This window comes from Pseudoalteromonas sp. SWYJZ19, assembly GCF_015864375.1.
Classification (GTDB): Bacteria; Pseudomonadota; Gammaproteobacteria; order Enterobacterales; family Alteromonadaceae; genus Pseudoalteromonas; species Pseudoalteromonas arctica.
On record NZ_JADYXI010000011.1, the window covers coordinates 21,500 to 39,202 of the forward strand.

Consider the following 17,703-nt stretch of genomic DNA (forward strand, 5'->3'; position numbering starts at 1 on the left):
TTAAGGCCCTTTTAGCATAACTTATTTAGAATAAGATATTAACGACCGCCACATTTACCTTCGCCGCACTTACCTTCTTTTTTAGTTTTTTTAGAATCGCCGCCGCATTTACCTTCACCACATTTGCCTTCTGTTTTAGCTTTTGCATCTTTTGCATCGCCGCCACATTTACCTTCACCACACTTGCCTTCTGTTTTAGCTTTTGCATCTTTTGCGTCGCCGCCACATTTACCTTCGCCACACTTGCCTTCTGTTTTAGCTTTTGCATCTTTTGCATCGCCGCCACATTTACCTTCGCCGCACTTACCTTCTGTTTTAGCTTTTGCATCTTTTGCATCGCCGCCACATTTACCTTCGCCGCACTTACCTTCTGTTTTAGCTTTTGCATCTTTAGCATCGCCGCCACATTTACCTTCACCACACTTACCTTCTTTAGCGTCTAGTTGGTAACCTGTCACTAATTGTTGAAACTCAAATGGGTTGGCTTGTACATCTGCAGATACAAAGCTTGCAGAGCCAACAACTACTGCACCTAAAGTTAACGCGATTGTATTTTTTTTAACTGTATTCATTTTGTGACTCTCTTTAATCAAGTATTGTAAATCTCAGCAATAAAAATGTATTTTAAATTGCTTGTATGCTTAAGTAGACCTGTACAAGAATAAAAACTTTCATTTATTTTCATAATATTTACTTTTGCGGTTTCTACATTAAATATGGTTGGTAATTACAGATTTATCAATGTGTGATTTACAGGTAAACTATGCGTCCAGTTTTTTATCAAAATTAATCACTTTATGAAACTTGTTTTAGCACCTATGGAAGGTGTCGTTGATTTTAAAATGCGCCAATTACTCACAGACATTGGTGGGTTCGATTTGTGCGTTACCGAGTTTGTAAGAGTGGTTGAAACATGCTTACCTGATAAAGTTTTTCATCGATTTTGCCCTGAACTACATAATAATGGATTTACGCGAGCAGGTACTCCTGTGCGTGTTCAATTACTCGGCCAAGAAGCAAATCCGTTAGCCGAAAATGCAGTAAGAGCAATTGCTTTAGGATCTCATGGGGTCGACCTTAACTTTGGTTGCCCAGCAAAAACCGTTAATCGTAGTCGAGGGGGTGCTGTACTGCTTAAAGATCCTGACCACATGTATACGATTATTAAAGCAGTCCGAGATGCTGTAGATGATAAACATGAAGTAAGTGCAAAAATTCGCTTAGGCTTTGATGATGACAGTAACAGCCAAGAAATTGTTGATGCTGTGGTAAGTGCAGGCGCAAATAGTGTAGCTATACACGCCAGAACCAAACGTGATGGTTATAACCCGCCAGCTTATTGGGAAAAAATTCCACCAATAATAAAAGATAAAAATATTGCCGTTGTTGCCAATGGTGAAATTTGGCAAGTTGAGGACGCAATGCTTTGCCAAAAACGAAGTGGATGTACTGATTTGATGCTTGGTCGTGGCGCCCTTTCGCACCCTGATTTAGCAAAAAAAATTAAAGCTCATGTAAATAATGAACAATATGATGGCCTTCAATGGGAGCATATTATTTATCACTTAATCCACTCTGCTATTCATCAAGACCCTGCAAAAGATGAAAAGTATTTTGCTTCTCGTACAAAGCAATGGCTAGGTTACCTTAAACGCCAATACCCGCAAGCGATCGATTTATTTGATGAAATCAGGCGTTTAAAAAGTAAAGAAGATGTGGCAAGCGTATTAAATAAATACGCCAAAGCACCGCAACTTGATTCAAATCATAACGGCTAACCTAAAGCCTCTAGATAATATCAGTATAACGTGAAGCCAATTTAATAAGGTTGTACTGATAATGCATCATCAAAAAAGACTAAACGATGAAATAGCACAAATTAAATTAAATATATTAACTATGCTTTCTAAATCAGCCTACCCTACACATCAGCATTTAATACAAATTTTAGATAATACAGCAAACAATGAATGGTTAGACTGTGCAGCAGAGAAGCTAGGTCCTGAGTATGCGTTTTTGATCAGTCGCATGACTAAATTAGAAGCGGCGGTCAGCCAAATAGAAATTGGGCAATATGGCTACTGCTGCGACTGTGAAGAAAAAATACCAGCCAAATCACTTGAACTAGACCCCGCAACTCAACGGTGTACAAAGTGCGCACAATAAGCGCACTTTCAAATCATTATATAATTTGTTGTATAAAGCTAAATGATTGCCCTGGGTAGAGTATTATATCTTCAACTAAATATTGAGCCTCTTCTTGGGTGATTTCTAAGCGTTTCATAAGATTTACCTTTGCCTGTGGCAAAGTCCACGCATGGTAATGAATGCCAATATCTGATTCCATCATTGCAAGCATCAATGTTTTATCTTTATCAGACATGTTCATATTACTCGCCATTGCAGGTAAGTCGTGATAATCAGCCTGCCAATCAAGCCCTTCAATTAATTTTTCATTCGATAGATACTGCACTAAAAACGATTTTTTATGAGAAATAGACAATTTACTATCGATTGCAACACGATCTAATACTTTTATATTTTCATTTAAAAGAGTAACCCACTCTAGCGGTGAATGTACTTCGCCACTAAAGTAATTGAGTTTGCTCTGATACCACTGTGACCCATTTGGCAGGCCTCTCAGACCAACACTACCTCTAGGCTTGTAACTAGCTAAATAATCGCTAAAAGCTCTTATATGACTCTTAAGCGCTGGTTGAACGTCATTACTACCTATCGCACTCAATACATAGCTTTGTAGTAGTGTGAGCTCAATTTTATTCAGCTTTAAATTGCTTTGTTTAGCACTGTCTAGCGTATCTTGGGTTAACTTAAGCCAAGTAATAATATTATCCGGCGTACTTTTTGACCCCTCAAAAGCAAGCATGTTTTTTAATACGTTTACTTGAGCCGGCCAATTAAAATAGCGCTCAGGAAAGCGCTCTGCAATAACCAAGTAGTTTACTTGTGCAATTTGATTGAGATTAAGCTCCATACCCATTAGGTTCTGATAAATAGAATGACGTTTAACTAAATACGCATCAGAAAAGACCAATTGCTCTTTAGTAATCCTATCGATTTTTTTAGCGTCTGGTTGTACAAGTGCCATGTTTAAAGTTTTTAAAGCAACTTGTGCGTCTTCAAATGACTCATAAGGTTGAGGCTGCTTTGAACATGCAGCTAAAAATAAGCACAGTAGTAATGAAAAAGAGAGCTTTTTATACATAGTAGTTCCAATAAAAAAAGCCCCAGAGGGGCTTTTTATAAGTTGCTTTAGCTAATTAAAATTAAATTTTAACACCGTTGCGAGCGGCTTTATCTTTAATATATGTAGACCAACCCTTTGCAAACTTACGTGTGCGAGGGTCATCCATAGCTTTAGTAATTGCAGCATATGCTTGCTTATACTTACCTTGATAGTAATACGCTTCAGCTAAATCTGAATAAATAGTACCTTTTTTGTCAGAGCCAAGCTCTAATGCTTTGTTCAAACGAACAACAGCAGCACTGAATTTTTCAGATTGTAAAAGTAATGAACCAGCTTTACGGTAAAGTTCAGCGTCGTCATCAAATTTAGCAGCTTCTTCGTAGTACTTAGCAGCTTTTTCTAGATCCTTAGAGCGATGATAGTTACTAGCAATCGCGCTAACATTCTGCTTTGTACGTTTTACTTTTTCACTCTTAACGGCCTTTTCTAGCGTTACAGCTGCTCTAAAAGGGATCTCGTTTAGAGAGTAAAAGTTAGATAAGACTTTATACTCAACTTCATTTTCAAAGTAACCGTTCTTGTAAGCAACTTCCATCGTTGCTAAACCTTTTTGATAGTCTTCGGTTTGTAGGTAATATTTACCTAAGCTAACCCAAGCTTTTTTATCATCAGGCCATACACGAACAATCTCTTCGCCAATCTTAACCATGTTTGCATAGTCTTTAAGTTCAAAGTATGCACCCAGTTTTAATTGGTAAGGACCTTTATTAGGTTCTTTTTGAAGTTTAATTGCCTTATCTGCTGGTTCAAAAACATCACGAAATTGCTCTAACTGATAGTTAGCTTGAGCGATACGTGTATAAACCGTAGGATCTTCTTGGCCAGTGAAGTCCATCCAAGCTACATAAGCTTTTTTGGCTTCTTGATACTTTTCAGTACCGGCGTATAAATCGCCTAACAGTTTTAGAGTCTGTTCTTGATCAGCAAAGTTTAAAACATCAGGGGCAACTGCTTGCTTAGAGTACTTAATCGCTTCGTCATACTTTTCTTTTTGAGCGTACATGCTACCTAAGTAACGATTTACGGTCGCTTTATCAAAGTCATTCGAAGGTTCAATCTCTCTAAGCAAAACAATTGCTTCATCAACTTTTTCTTCGTTGTACAAGTCAAATGCTTTAATTACCTTTTTACCAGTACGCTCGCCCATGATTTTAGTTTTTGCTTTTTTACGCTCTTCAATCTTTGCGTAATCTGGCGCTGCTAAAACAGATGCACTTAAAGTAGCACCCGACACAGACATAAGAATCGCAAGAGCAGTTACTTTAGAAAAATTTCTCATTACTCGCCTCCTTAGTTGCCTTGGTTAAGTTTAAAGTCTAATTGAACTTGTAAACCTGGTTGTTTCTGTGGTTTTCCGTCAATGATCTTAGGACGGTACTTCCACTTACGCAGTGCGCGTTTAGCTTCACGGTCAAAGATACGTTTTGGATCTGCGTCAATTACTTCAACGTCAATCACTCCACCTAACTCATCAATTGTGAATGAAAGTTGTACCCAACCTTCTTTGCCATCACGTGCTGCTTGCGTTGGATATTTTGGTTCTATACGAACGATAGGTGTCGCATCACCATCTCGTCCAAATGCACCAGGACCACTTAGTCCACCAGCTGAACTACCAACATCAATGCTACCCATGTTAAATGACATAGCACCAGGGTTTGGATTATTATTTTCCGGCTGTGGCGGCTGCGGTTTAGGCGGCTGCTTTGGCGGTGGTGGAGGAGGAGGCGGTACACGCTTCCTCTCCTGCACCTTAGATTCAGGCGGATTCGTCATTATTTCGACTATGATCTGCTCTTTTTGTTCCGTATTACGGTCAGCCCCACCAGAGATGAGGAAGGCCATGAAGTAGAACAAGCCGAAAGTAACTGCCCCACCTGCAATCAGTGAAAACAGAAAACGAATCATTACTGATCTCCAGCTATTGAAATTCTAAGGTTGTCACCCGTCGCTTTAATCTGGTCCATAACTTTAACCACTGTGCCGTGTTTAGCTTCTTTATCAGCTTGTATAATCACAACTTCAGTAGGTTGTTCTGCTAATAAACTTTCAATTTTTGCTGAAATACGTTCAACATCAATTTGTTGTTTATCAACCCAGATTTCGCCGTTACTACGAATAGCAATAAAAATGTTAGCATTTTTTTGCTTAGTAGCTTGGGCAGCTTTTGGTTTATTGACCTCGATACCAGCCTCTTTAACGAACGATGTAGTTACGATAAAGAAAATAAGCATGATAAATACGATGTCAAGCATTGGCGTCATATCAACCGCTGCTTCTTCTTCTTCACGAAAACGTTGTTTACGTGCCATATTTAATTCTCTCTCTAGTGATGAGGCATACTATCAATAAGTTTGGCTTTCACCATTTTAGCTTTTGTCTCAAGACGTGAGCTAAAAAATACTCCAGATAGTGCCGCAACCATTCCAGCCATTGTTGGGATTGTTGCCATTGAAATACCTGATGCCATTAAGCGTGCATTACCCGTACCCTGGTTGGCCATGGTTTCAAAAACCGAGATCATACCAGTAACAGTACCAAGTAAGCCTATTAAAGGACAAACAGCTACTAATGTCTTAATCAACAACATACGCTGATCTAATTTTTCAGACGCTTCAGAAATCCATGCTTCACGGATTCTGTGTGCGTACCAAGACGTAGTGTCTTGGCGGGCATCCCACTTTGCTACAATTTCTTTCGCTGTGCGAGGAAACTCTGCAAGTAGAAACCAATAGCGCTCAATCATTAAAACCCACATCAGAAAGAGTGCTATCGCGACCACGTATAAAACCTGGCCGCCTGTGCCAACAAAATCCCTGATAGATTCCCATATCTCCATCAGGACTAGCATTAGGCTTTCTCCTTCTCCGCGTGAGTAGCAACGATACCCGCGCTTTGCTCATCAAGGATGTGTAATACCGACTTACTACGACCAGCTACAAGAGCATGAAGTAGAATTAGTGGTAATGCAGCAATTAGACCTAGCGCTGTAGTTACAAGTGCTAGAGAGATGTTACCTGCCATGATCTTCGGATCACCCGTACCGAACAATGTGATTGTTTGGAACGTTAAGATCATACCGATTACTGTACCTAGTAGACCTAGTAACGGTGCGATTGCAGCAAGAATCTTAATTATGTTGATACCAGCTTCGATGCGTGGCGTTTCACGTAGAATCGCTTCATCAAGTTTAAGCTCAAGGTTTTCAACATCTTGGTTCTTGTTGTCATGGTACACTTTAAGAATACGACCCAGTGGGTTATTTGTATTCGGTGTAGCAACATTTTTAAGCTGGCTCTTAATCTTACTAGTAGTAAGTGTAAGGTCAACAAAGCGAATTAGAGTAATTAGCATACCTAAAGCTAGTAAAGCTGTAATGATATAACCAACTACGCCACCTTGATGGAAGTATTCCATAAGTGTCGCTTTTTGAGTGTTGATACGTAAGATAGCACCACGAGTCGGATCGATATAAACACCAGCGTAGTTATCTGGTGATGTATTTTCAAGATCAGTGATACCGTCTAAAATATAGCTATCAGGCTGTTTACCTAGAGGCTGAATAGACTTAGTTTCTGGTGAATAAATTAAGTAACCATCGTCTGTAACTAAGTTAAAGTTACCGATACGCGTTACTTTCTTCATTGACGGGTTACCGTCAAGACCAGCAACTTCAGTTTCAAAAGTTGAAACTTTAGCTGATTCAGTCATTTCTGTTTGAAGTGAAATCCAAAGTTCTTCAAGTTCGCGAACTGTAGGAAGTTCTTTAGCAGCAGCTAATGAACGTAAGATTTCAGCACGGCCAGGTTTCTCAGCACTAACTAGTGATGCTTCGATAGAACCGATAGCGTCTTGAGCTGCACGACGTACAACACCAAACATCTCACCCAAAGTACCTTGAGCACTTTGAAGAGCGGCTTCTTTTTCAGCTAACGTGTTTTCATTTTGTGCATATTGCTTAGTTAAGCTTTCACCACGAGACTTCTCAGAAGCAAGTTGGCTTTTAGCTTTATTAAGTAAAGATTGCTTGTCAGCACGATCTGATAAGAACTCTTGTTCACGTTTCTTATCGATTTTACCTTCAGAGATACGCTCTTGCTTTACTTGCTCAAGTATTTTATCTAGAGCTCCAGTATTTGCATGTGCATTTAACGCGGTACCTGCAGAAACAGTTAGTACTGCGGCAACAGCAAAACCTTTAAATAGTTTCTTCATTATTGATTACTCCGCGCCAAAGATAGGTAGTTTAACAAGTTCTAATGTCGCTTGCTTACGCGCCATACGAATAACTTCTTTAACAGGTTTTAGGTATTCTTCACCTAATTCTTTCCACTGTTTAGTGTTGTTATCCCACACCCAAGCATGTTTCAAGTCAAAAGACTGAGCAACGTAAGTAATACGACCTAACTGACCGATATCAACGTTAATACTTTTGCCATCAACTTCTAGTGTACCTTGTGAAGCAGATACAAGTGAGCTGTATGCTGTTTCAATAGTGTAAGCTTCAAGTACTTGACGGAATTTTTCAGACGTCGTTACAGACGCAGAAACCATGATTTCACGTAGTCTTTCAACACGTCCTAAACGCGTCTCTAGATTAAATGGAACGTCCGCTTTGATGAATTGCTCAAGCGTATCGATCATGCGATACATCAAAGGCACAACGTTTTGTTTCGTGTTATCAATCGTAGCGATTTGACGATCAAACGATTCAATAGACGCGTTTTGGCTATCAACCAAGCGCGACACGTGATCGTTATACACTTTCATAAGTTCAGTCTCATCAACAACGCTACGGTACTCAGCGATTAGCTCCTGAGTTTGACCATATACATTGTCAATTTTAGTTTGAGACTTAACCGCAGCCTTTTGAATTTGTTGACCTGCTTTTTGCACGTCATTCAAAGGATCTGCAATCACATTGCTGCTTGCAAATGCAAATGCGCCAACCAACGCAGTTGCTACAAGACTCTTTCTGATTTTAACAGACATAGTTCCCAACCAATTAAGTAATGTTACTTTTATAATTTAATTATCCTCCGAAGAGAACAACCCTGATATCTTTTAATAGATATCAACCTTCCAATAATGCTAAATGCAATTAGCGCTGTCAACTTGATGTTTACTAATCTCTGCAAATAAATAGCTAAGTTAATGCTTAAACAAAAGTACTAGCACACAACTGTTAACATTATTGCAACTAAGCTTTTGCTTAATATTTCGATTAAAGCCTTTTGAGGGGTGTATTTATTCGCATTGTACTGACATAAAACAACATTATTGCAACATTTAGCCAAAGCTGAATTCGCACTGAAAAAAAACAAAAAAAAATATAGATAGATATAACAAAAGTTATTTTTTAAACGATTTCAGCACATTTTATCTCCCCAATAACACTTCATCTGAAAAAACAAACCATTTGTCGCACAAAAAAACAACACTGGATAATCTCTAATACCGCCCACCTTGCTTTATGCACGCAATACCTAAAGCCATTTATAAAACGTGTTTCCCATAAATAGTAATAATAAGTTTCTTTTAGCAAGGCCTGAAATAGCCAAATAGCTTTCGATAATTAGACGAGTTACATTTACCGCTTTAGAGTGCTCATTAATACTATTTAACAGTTAAATTTATTTAGTAACAAAGTTAATCACAAAAAGTTGCTCAACTTTAATAATAATGGACTATAAATGATGCCTAACGCTTCCATAATAAGCTATCAGAGGCCTATAGAGGTTCCCTTGCCCATTTATAGTTAAAGTACAAAACTTCAACCTGATTGCACTAGCAAGACTTACACTAAAATTTACACAGATTGTTATTTGGCATCATTTTTATGTATATAAGTATCGGATCAGTTGGATAAATTGTAAGGGATGTTTTAAATGCGATAGAAAGTGGTTCGATTGTATAAGTTATTCAGATAATTGAATTTTGGGTTTGTATTAAAATAGAAGATTTAAGAATATATGAAATTTGTGTTCAAGGATTTAAAAAGAAGGATTTTATTAATTATGTACATAGAGAGGAATTATGGTGAAACAGAGACCTGCTTCACCAAGATGAACTAGAGTTCACATAATAAATTATGCTGCTTCTACGTTCTCAGCTTCAGGGCCTTTTTGACCTTGTTTGATGCTGAATGTCACTGCTTGACCTTCGCTAAGAGTGCGAAAACCAGAACCAGTGATTGCGCTGAAATGTACAAACACGTCAGGACCATTTTCTTGTTCAATGAAACCAAAGCCTTTAGCTTCGTTGAAAAACTTTACTTTACCAGTAACCGACATACTAAATTTTCCTGTAAGTCAATAATTAAAATTCAGCCATATTATTATGGCAATATCCTCCCTGAGTCAATGCTCAAAAATATGGAGGTACAGTACAGGAACAAGTAATAACCTAACCGGTAACCTTAAACGCAGCACAATATCCGTAAATTCAATACATAAAAACTCAAAGCAAGGTAAGATTAACACATTATATTTTTTTTCGCTCTATTAATTGGGAATTATTTATTAAAAATATAAATTTGTTTTAAATCGCCTTTAACTGACTAATTTCCAAGCAAAAACTATAAAGTATTATTGTAATATATATTGCTATAAACGCGTATAAAAGCCCTCTACAACAGCAATACTGTCAAACAACGCTTCAATAACATCAAAAATACAAACAAAAAAGCCGCTTTAAAAATTAAGCGGCTTTTGGTTTAAATATAAAATATTAACTATTTAACAGACCAATCAATAGTATCTTCTGCTTTTATAGGCACAACTTCAGAGTCGCCTAGGGTATAACTTGCAGGTACGTCCCATGGTTTTCTTTGTAATGTTATTGTATCGGCATTACGCGGCAACTCATAAAAGTCAGGACCAAAGTGGCTTGCAAATCCTTCAAGCATGTCCAAAGCTCCTGCGTCTTCGAATGCTTCAGCGTATAACTCAATAGCGGCATGAGCCGTATATGCACCAGCACAACCACAAGCAGCTTCTTTTTTATCTTTATAATGTGGTGCAGAATCAGTTCCTAAGAAAAACTTTTTATTTCCACTTATAGCTGCGGCCATTAATGCTTGCTGGTGAATGTTACGTTTGAGGATTGGCAAACAGTAATAATGTGGGCGAATTCCACCCGCTAACATATGATTACGATTATAAAGTAAATGATGAGCTGTAATTGTTGCTGCTACATTGCTAGGTGCATTAACTACAAACTCTACTGCATCTTTAGTTGTAATATGCTCTAGTACAATTTTAAGTTCAGGAAAGTCACTTACCACATCCCCTAAAATCGTCTCTAAAAATACTTTTTCACGGTCAAAAATATCGATTGATGAATCAGTAACTTCTCCGTGTACTAACAGCAACATACCTACTTCTTGCATTGCTTTTAAAACCGGGTAAATATTTTTGACTGATGTAACACCCGAATCAGAATTGGTTGTAGCGCCAGCAGGATACAATTTTGCAGCTACTATTTTACCCGTTGCTTTTGCTTTCTTTATTTCATCTGGTGTCGTTTTATCAGTAAGGTAAAGTACCATTAAAGGCTCAAAGGCACCTTGTGGGCCTGCTGCCATAATACGTTCTCGATAAGAAAGAGCGGTATCAGTACATGTTGCCGGCGGAACAAGGTTTGGCATAATAATAGCGCGACCCATGTATCTGCTAATGTCTCGTACAGTATCCTTTAGCTGGTCGCCATCACGTAAATGTACATGCCAGTCATCTGGGCGAGTGATAGTAAGGGTTGTTACAGAGTTTGTATTATTGCTTGTCATTACTTTGTTCCAAGGCTGAATTTATCCGATCATAGGCATATGATGTTTTCGAGTAAAGATTTTATTAAAAATAATGCATATGTTGATGACATTACCGAGTTGTGTAATTAAAGCTTAATACTCCAATTCAATTGGGATTAGCCATTGTTATTACTTACAATTAATTAAAGTCATTCGTCATAATAATTTACAGCCAATTAAAACCACTCATCGCTTTATTTTGTACAAAATCTAAGATTAGGTTAACTTAGCTACGTATTTAAAAATAAAAAGAATAATATAAATTGCCTATGTCTTACAAAAATAATGCCTCAAGAGCACTTGAGATAAAAACTGATCAACTGAGTATTATTAATCAATTTTCATCAAGCTTATTGCAACTAGACACACTAGACGAGCTATTTGAGTATGTTACAACGCACGTTGTTAACCGTTTAGGATTTGTTGATTGCGTTATTTACCTTGCCGATAACAATGCTTATACATTAAATCAAGTTGCATCGATGGGTATTGCTCACGCCCGAGACAAATATCAAGCCGAACGTAAAGTAATACGTTTTAGTGAAGGAATTACTGGAGCTGTTGCAACTACTGGTAAAGCCGTAGTTATCGATGATGTAACAAAAGATAGCCGTTATATCGCAGATGAGCGCCCTGCCCAATCAGAACTATGCGTCCCTCTTATATATAAAGAACAAGTTTTAGGTGTTATTGATTGTGAGCACCCTATTAAAGGCTACTTTACAAACGCACACCTTGAAATTCTTACAACAGTTGCCCACTTACTCAGTGCTAAAATTAACCAGGTAAATACGGTAAATAACTTACAAAAAACAGTTGAGCAACTTAACAACGCACAAAAATTAGAAAATAGCTTATTACAAATAGCTAACCTAACCTACAAAGCTAACGACTTAGATACCTTCTTTGAAGCCTTGCATTCAATTATCAATAACTTACTTCGTGCTGATAACTTTTTTATCGCTTTATATGACAAAAAAGTAGATATACTTGACCTTGTTTATATAGTCGAAGAAGGCATAAACACTAAAACACATCAAAAAATATCTAAAGAACAGCTAAAAGACACTGCTTCATATTACCTACTGCAAACAGAGCAAACCTTATTACTCAATAAAGATGCCTTTCAAAGTCATATTGATAACGGTGATTTTAAAATGATAGGTCGACAATCAGAGTCTTGGTTGGGTGTTCCATTTAAAACAAGTGATCGTATAAGCGGTGTTATTGTTGTACAAAGCTACGATAAAACACTGCAATACAACGAACACGACAGCGCTCTTCTAACTTACGTAAGTCGTCAAATAAGTATGGCAATTGATAGACAACTAGCCCGACAAGAGCTCGAGCATAAAGCATTGCATGACGAGCTTACCGGCCTTGCTAACCGCTCATTACTCATTGAGAGAATAAAGCATGCTATTTTACGTTTAACGCGCGCTAAAAAAAGTACTAGCCATGCCCTGCTGTATCTAGATTTTGACCGTTTTAAAAGTATTAATGATTCGCTGGGGCATGAGGTCGGAGACCATTTTCTTATAAAAATATGCGACTTAATTAAAAGTACAGTACGAAGCACCGATACATTTGCTCGTTTAGGCGGTGATGAATTTGCTATTTTCATGGAAAATATTACACATAAAAACCAAGTTAATGAAGCTTTAAACAGAATTAAAAGCGCATTAGCAAAACCTCTAAATGTAGATAGCCACTTACTTCAAGCCTCTACTAGTATTGGTATTGCCTATACCGACAACATAAACGATCAAGCTTATATATTACTGCAACAAGCTGATGCTGCTATGTATGAAGCAAAATCCACCGGGCGTGGACAAGTTAAGTTTTTTAATAACACGATGCGTAAAAAACTTAAAACCCATGCCGATATCGAAAACGACTTGCAACACGGTATAGAACACAACGAATTTGAACTCTATTTTCAGCCAATTTTTACAATTACCACAAGTGAAGTTGTCGGATTTGAAGCACTTGTGCGCTGGCATCATCCTAAAAAAGGATTTGTACCACCTAATGACTTTATACCGATAGCTGAAACTACAGGGCAAATTATAAATCTTGATTTACATTTACTTGATTTAGCCGCTCAGCAGATTTCTAATTGGCACCAGCAAGGTCATCGCTTTTTGAAAGTAACGGTTAATGTATCGTCACGACATTTTGCAAGCCTCGATTTTGTAGCGCAAATACATTCTATTTATAATAAATACCAATTACCTCTGGGTTCTTTATGTTTAGAAATTACCGAATCAGGCTTAATAGAAAATCTAGAACTCGCCACTCAAATAATAGAAGGTCTTTCACCTTTAAAAGTAAAATTGTGCCTTGACGATTTTGGAACGGGTTATTCAGCACTGGGCTACTTGCACCAACTGCCTATTCATATTTTAAAAATAGATAAAAGCTTTATTGACCACCTACAAGATTCCACCAACCCACTTGTTGAAGCCATTTTATCACTTGCGCAATCATTAAAACTTGAGGTTGTTGCTGAAGGGATAGAAACACTTGAACAATTAGCCATTTTACAATCCACCGCGTGCGACTATGGCCAAGGTTTTTTAAAGTCAAAACCGGTCACAGCCAAAGAAGCCATATTACTTATTAATAAGCCCTTATAAAAGAGCCAGCGAGTTGGTCGCTGGCTTAGGTATTACGTATATACTCATCCATTGACCTAAACTAAAGCTAAAAAGCAAAATGACTTTAGTTTTTAAACCACAACCTAAAGTAACCATTCCCCACCCCACACAGTTATTTATATAGTCAAAATTCACACTGAGGTGAAGCACACCGCAATCGATATACTTAAAATACAACATGAAGCAAACTCATCTAAAACTCATCAAACCAGTTTTTGAATGACTTTTATCGTTACTAATTCTAATATTTTCGCGATTCATAGCAACAAACTGCAATAAACCACAATAAATCGCAAACTTTTAGCCATCTAGACGTTGAAACGTTTTTTGTATAGGCGTAGTATGTGGTTAATCTGAGCTGAACTCACTTTTCCCATGAGAATTTTTAAAGATGATTGGTATTAAACATTTAAAAACCATAGCAACCCTAAAAGAAACAGGATCTTTGGTTAATACGGCACGAGAGTTATTTTTGACACAGTCTGCTTTATCTCATCAAATCAAAGATTTAGAGAATAAATTAGATTGCCAATTATTTGAGCGTAAAACTCAACCAGTCCGCTTTACCCCTCAGGGAATGCTATTACTTGAATTAGCTCACGAAATATTACCAAAAATGGAAGCGACTAAATGCCGTTTGAAAGAAAGCTTAAATCAGCCTATTTCTCAACTGCGTTTAAGTGTGGAATGCCATGCATGTTTTCATTGGTTATTGCCTACTATTAAAGAATTTAATAACTTTTGGCCTGATATAAAAATTGATTACGAGCGCGGCTTTAGTTACGACGCTATTCCTGACTTACTAAGCGATGAGCTCGATTTAGTTTTAACATCTGACATACGTGAACCCGACACATTAGAATACGCGCACTTATTTGATTTTAAATTGAAGCTTATTGTGGCACCGGATCATGAACTTGCTAAAAAAGCGTATGTAACAGCGCTTGATTTAAAAAACGAAACTATTATTTCATACCCTATCCCGCGTGAACGCCAAGATATATTTAAGCATTTCATTCAAAATGCACGTTTTGACGGTACGTTAAAAACGGTTGATCAAGGATTACTTATTTTTCAACTAGTAAGTGCCGGCATGGGCGTTGCCGCTTTACCTGATTGGCTAGTTACACCTTATGAAAGCCAAGGCTTAATTAAATCAATTCCTTTGGGCGCTCTTGGCCTTACTCGTCCTATGTATTTAGCGATGAAAAAAGACATGAAAGACAACCCTGTTTATCGTCACTTTTTAAATACGTGTAAGTTAAATAACGGTCGATAATCATCATTATAATGAGTAATATCGCTGTAATTACCTCTACAGCGTTTAACTCTTATGTTTGTTATTAAAAAATTGATTGGTGGCTTGCTAATGCCACTGCCCCTATTTGGTTTATTTACGTGCCTGATGCTACTACTTGCATTTAAAGGTCGTAAATCAGCTCTCTTCTTATCAACTTTAAGCTTAGTTGTATTGCTTACATTGAGCACACCCTTTATCGCCAATTTAATTATCCACAATAATGAACCTGTATCGCTTGCATTTAATACCTTAAAGCATCCAAAAATAGACAAGATAGTCGTACTCGGTTGCGATATAAATCCAAATTCGGCTTTAAGTTCAAATAATCAATTAGGTAATTGTGCGCTAACGCGCTTAGTAGAAGGTATAAAACTAGCAAAGCACTACCCTAATGCAGAGCTTATAGTTTCAGGTGGAGGTTACCAAAATACCACTAATAGCGGGCTTATGTATCAAACGGCAATTAGTTTAGGAATTACTAAAAGTCGTATACTCCAAAATCCAAAAGCGATGGATACCGCAGCAGAAGCTAAATTATTAGCACCTAAATTAGTTGATTTTAAAGTCGCGCTAGTAACATCTGTGCTGCACATGCCTCGCGCCAAAGACTTATTTAATGCTCAAGGTATTGAAGTAATAACCGCAGCCACTGATTACCATAACTTTGCTGTATTACCGTGGCATAAACAATTTATACCTAATGCTCAGGCTTTAATGGTAGTAACGCAGTATGCTCATGAAGTAATTGGAAATGCATGGATCACAGTGCGCCGCTGGGCAAACCCAGAAGCGCTTTAGTTTTTCACTAAGAAACAGATACTACTAAACAGGGTTATCTATATCTATAAACGTGACGTCAAAGCCATGTTCTTGAGCAAGCAACTCACCCAAAGCTTTTACGCCATAGCGCTCTGTTGCATGGTGCCCAGCTGCAAAAAAATCAATATTTTGCTCACGAGAGCTATGAATATTTTGCTCCGATGCCTCACCTGTTAGGTAGGCATCAATGCCTTGCTCTGCAGCTAAGTCAATATAGCCTTGCCCACCACCAGTACACAGTGCAATGGTTTCAATTTTAGCTGAACGTACTAAACTTGTGAGTGGGGTTCGATTTAGCACTTTTGCAATTTTATCTGCAAAATCTTCACCACTTAATGGTGTTTTTAAACGCCCTTTCATTGCTACGCTATTTGAAGTTGGCTCTAGCCCTGTTTCAATTTCAATATCCAATAACTTTGCTAGTTGCGCGTTATTGCCAACTGCTGGATGAATATCGAGTGGTAAGTGATAGCCAAATAAATTAATATCGTGTGCTAATAACGCACCTATACGACGCTTTTTCATTCCCGTTATTGGTTGGGACTCCCCTTTCCAAAAAAATCCATGGTGAACTAAAATAGCATCTGCTTGTTGCTCAATGGCAGCATCTATTAATGCTTGACTTGCGGTTACACCCGTCACAATTTTTTTAATTTCGTTTTTACCTTCAACTTGTAAGCCATTTGGGCAAAAATCTTTAATTAATTGAGGTTTTAAAATGTCATTTAGGAGTTGGTTAAATTCTCTACGTTGCATATAACTTACCTTACTTAGCACTGAATTTTGTGCAAATTTTGGCGTTTATAGCTCTAAAATGGAAGGAAAATCGCAAAAAATTGAAAAACTGTTTTAAAATAGGTATAAATACCTCTTCTTTATCTGTGTTCACAACGTATAGGGTCTCTGATGAGCAAACTAGACAAAACAGAAGTGTTATCTGCCTTTGAAGCAGCGTACGAAACTGCCAATGGTAAAAAACCTGAAATCACAACTAAACCTGGTTGGTACAGCATTGATGGCGGTAAAAATTTACGCCTAGCTGACGTAGCAGAGCTTACTAAAAAGTTAAACTCTGGTAAAACAACTAAAACGAAAAAACCAAAAGCAGCTGCGCCTGTTAAAGCACAGAAAAAAGCGCCATTCACTGTTGTTACCGAAAACGAAGAAGGTTACACAGCGGAAGAACTTTGGATTGTAATTTTAGCTCGTAAAGATCATGACTGTCGCTTACCGCGCGGTGTTGTTTAATCAACATTTATGATTTTTAAAAGAAACCGCGTTAAGCGGTTTTTTTATGTGCGTTATTTACCGAAGAAGACAGTAACCACTTTGCAGCAAAGCCACAAATAACAATGAACATCGTCCCGACTAATACTGGCATAATTAAAAAGTCCCAACTTTGTCCAGATACAATAATCAGAATAGGGTTAGCACCCGCCGCAGGATGCACTGTTTTAGTGAGCATCATGAGTGTAATTGCAACACCAACGGCTAATGCAATAGATACACTACCGTCACCAACATAAGTTACAAAAACGATCCCCACAAATGCTGTTAAAAGATGACCAAAAATCACATTTTTTGGTTGTGCTAATGGGCTATTTGGTATACCAAATACAAGTACTGCCGTTGCGCCAAAAGGTGCCATTAACCACAGTCCATAGCCTCCTATATTATTTAGCCAAGATAAAAAACCCAATACTAGCGCTGAAAAAAAGCCAGCAACACAGGCTAATTTAATATCTTCAATATTCATGCTACATCCTTAAATAAGAGTAGACAAACTTGTCTACCTGGCAATGATAGACAAGTCTGTCTACTTATGTCAAGATACCTTTCAGCTAATATT

18 protein-coding genes are annotated in these 17,703 nt (G+C 37.7%); 6 read left to right on the plus strand and 12 right to left on the minus strand.

Annotated features, from left to right (window positions below):
• Window positions 1-38 precede the first annotated feature (38 nt).
• Entirely contained in the window at window positions 39-572 is a 534-nt protein-coding gene (locus I6F45_RS12075) for an HvfA family oxazolone/thioamide-modified RiPP metallophore (RefSeq protein ID WP_197160630.1), read from the minus strand.
• A gap of 225 nt (window positions 573-797) precedes the next feature.
• Here I6F45_RS12075 and I6F45_RS12080 point away from each other — a divergent pair, with 225 nt between their 5' ends.
• Both I6F45_RS12080 and I6F45_RS12085 read left to right on the plus strand, forming a co-directional pair.
• Window positions 798-1,778, plus strand: coding sequence for a tRNA-dihydrouridine synthase (locus I6F45_RS12080; protein WP_007583877.1), 981 nt, complete (start codon window positions 798-800; stop codon window positions 1,776-1,778).
• 61 nt (window positions 1,779-1,839) lie between these two features.
• Complete coding sequence (locus I6F45_RS12085) at window positions 1,840-2,166, plus strand: TraR/DksA C4-type zinc finger protein (RefSeq protein WP_024590816.1); 327 nt, start codon at window positions 1,840-1,842, stop codon at window positions 2,164-2,166.
• Between the two features lie 16 nt (window positions 2,167-2,182).
• Here I6F45_RS12085 and I6F45_RS12090 read toward each other — a convergent pair whose 3' ends face one another.
• The 9 genes from I6F45_RS12090 to pyrC all read right to left on the minus strand — a co-directional run bounded on the left by I6F45_RS12090 (window position 2,183) and on the right by pyrC (window position 11,054).
• On the minus strand, window positions 2,183-3,226 hold the full coding sequence (locus I6F45_RS12090; RefSeq protein ID WP_165742005.1) for a hypothetical protein: 1,044 nt from the start codon (window positions 3,224-3,226) through the stop codon (window positions 2,183-2,185).
• A 61-nt stretch (window positions 3,227-3,287) separates the two neighbouring features.
• Window positions 3,288-4,547 (minus strand): tetratricopeptide repeat protein, encoded by a 1,260-nt coding sequence (locus tag I6F45_RS12095; RefSeq protein ID WP_165728221.1) that lies wholly within the window; start codon window positions 4,545-4,547, stop codon window positions 3,288-3,290.
• 11 nt (window positions 4,548-4,558) lie between these two features.
• On the minus strand, window positions 4,559-5,176 hold the full coding sequence (locus tag I6F45_RS12100) for an energy transducer TonB (RefSeq protein WP_165728220.1): 618 nt from the start codon (window positions 5,174-5,176) through the stop codon (window positions 4,559-4,561).
• Window positions 5,176-5,580, minus strand: coding sequence for an ExbD/TolR family protein (locus I6F45_RS12105; protein ID WP_007583867.1), 405 nt, complete (start codon window positions 5,578-5,580; stop codon window positions 5,176-5,178). Before I6F45_RS12105 ends, I6F45_RS12100 begins: the two co-directional genes overlap by 1 nt.
• 14 nt (window positions 5,581-5,594) lie before the next feature.
• Window positions 5,595-6,119 (minus strand): MotA/TolQ/ExbB proton channel family protein, encoded by a 525-nt coding sequence (locus I6F45_RS12110; protein WP_002961709.1) that lies wholly within the window; start codon window positions 6,117-6,119, stop codon window positions 5,595-5,597.
• Window positions 6,119-7,483, minus strand: a complete 1,365-nt coding sequence (locus I6F45_RS12115; RefSeq protein ID WP_007583865.1) for a MotA/TolQ/ExbB proton channel family protein — start codon at window positions 7,481-7,483, stop codon at window positions 6,119-6,121. The genes I6F45_RS12110 and I6F45_RS12115 overlap by 1 nt, the downstream gene beginning before the upstream one ends.
• A gap of 6 nt (window positions 7,484-7,489) precedes the next feature.
• Window positions 7,490-8,260, minus strand: a complete 771-nt coding sequence (locus I6F45_RS12120) for a DUF3450 domain-containing protein (RefSeq protein WP_024590812.1) — start codon at window positions 8,258-8,260, stop codon at window positions 7,490-7,492.
• 1,097 nt (window positions 8,261-9,357) lie between these two features.
• Window positions 9,358-9,561 carry a cold-shock protein gene (locus I6F45_RS12125; RefSeq protein WP_002961702.1) on the minus strand — a complete coding sequence of 68 codons (204 nt, stop codon included), beginning with the start codon at window positions 9,559-9,561 and terminating at the stop codon, window positions 9,358-9,360.
• Between the two features lie 440 nt (window positions 9,562-10,001).
• Entirely contained in the window at window positions 10,002-11,054 is a 1,053-nt protein-coding gene (gene pyrC / locus I6F45_RS12130; protein WP_165740288.1) for a dihydroorotase, read from the minus strand.
• A gap of 290 nt (window positions 11,055-11,344) precedes the next feature.
• Here pyrC and I6F45_RS12135 point away from each other — a divergent pair, with 290 nt between their 5' ends.
• From I6F45_RS12135 to I6F45_RS12145, 3 genes are all read left to right on the plus strand, one after another.
• Window positions 11,345-13,714: a GGDEF domain-containing protein gene (locus I6F45_RS12135; protein ID WP_197118876.1), complete on the plus strand. Its 2,370-nt coding sequence runs from the start codon at window positions 11,345-11,347 to the stop codon at window positions 13,712-13,714.
• A 412-nt stretch (window positions 13,715-14,126) separates the two neighbouring features.
• A complete protein-coding gene (locus I6F45_RS12140; protein ID WP_002961689.1) occupies window positions 14,127-15,014 on the plus strand; it encodes a LysR family transcriptional regulator in 888 nt (295 codons plus the stop codon).
• A 54-nt stretch (window positions 15,015-15,068) separates the two neighbouring features.
• Window positions 15,069-15,833: a YdcF family protein gene (locus I6F45_RS12145; RefSeq protein WP_165728217.1), complete on the plus strand. Its 765-nt coding sequence runs from the start codon at window positions 15,069-15,071 to the stop codon at window positions 15,831-15,833.
• A gap of 24 nt (window positions 15,834-15,857) precedes the next feature.
• Here the strand turns inward: I6F45_RS12145 and I6F45_RS12150 are convergent, their stop codons facing one another.
• On the minus strand, window positions 15,858-16,610 hold the full coding sequence (locus I6F45_RS12150; protein ID WP_197160635.1) for a Nif3-like dinuclear metal center hexameric protein: 753 nt from the start codon (window positions 16,608-16,610) through the stop codon (window positions 15,858-15,860).
• 150 nt (window positions 16,611-16,760) lie between these two features.
• Here I6F45_RS12150 and I6F45_RS12155 point away from each other — a divergent pair, with 150 nt between their 5' ends.
• Window positions 16,761-17,102, plus strand: coding sequence for a hypothetical protein (locus I6F45_RS12155; protein WP_002961684.1), 342 nt, complete (start codon window positions 16,761-16,763; stop codon window positions 17,100-17,102).
• A gap of 31 nt (window positions 17,103-17,133) precedes the next feature.
• On the opposite strand, the gene I6F45_RS12160 is transcribed toward I6F45_RS12155, so the two are convergent.
• Entirely contained in the window at window positions 17,134-17,610 is a 477-nt protein-coding gene (locus I6F45_RS12160) for an HPP family protein (RefSeq protein ID WP_165728215.1), read from the minus strand.
• Window positions 17,611-17,703 lie beyond the last annotated feature (93 nt).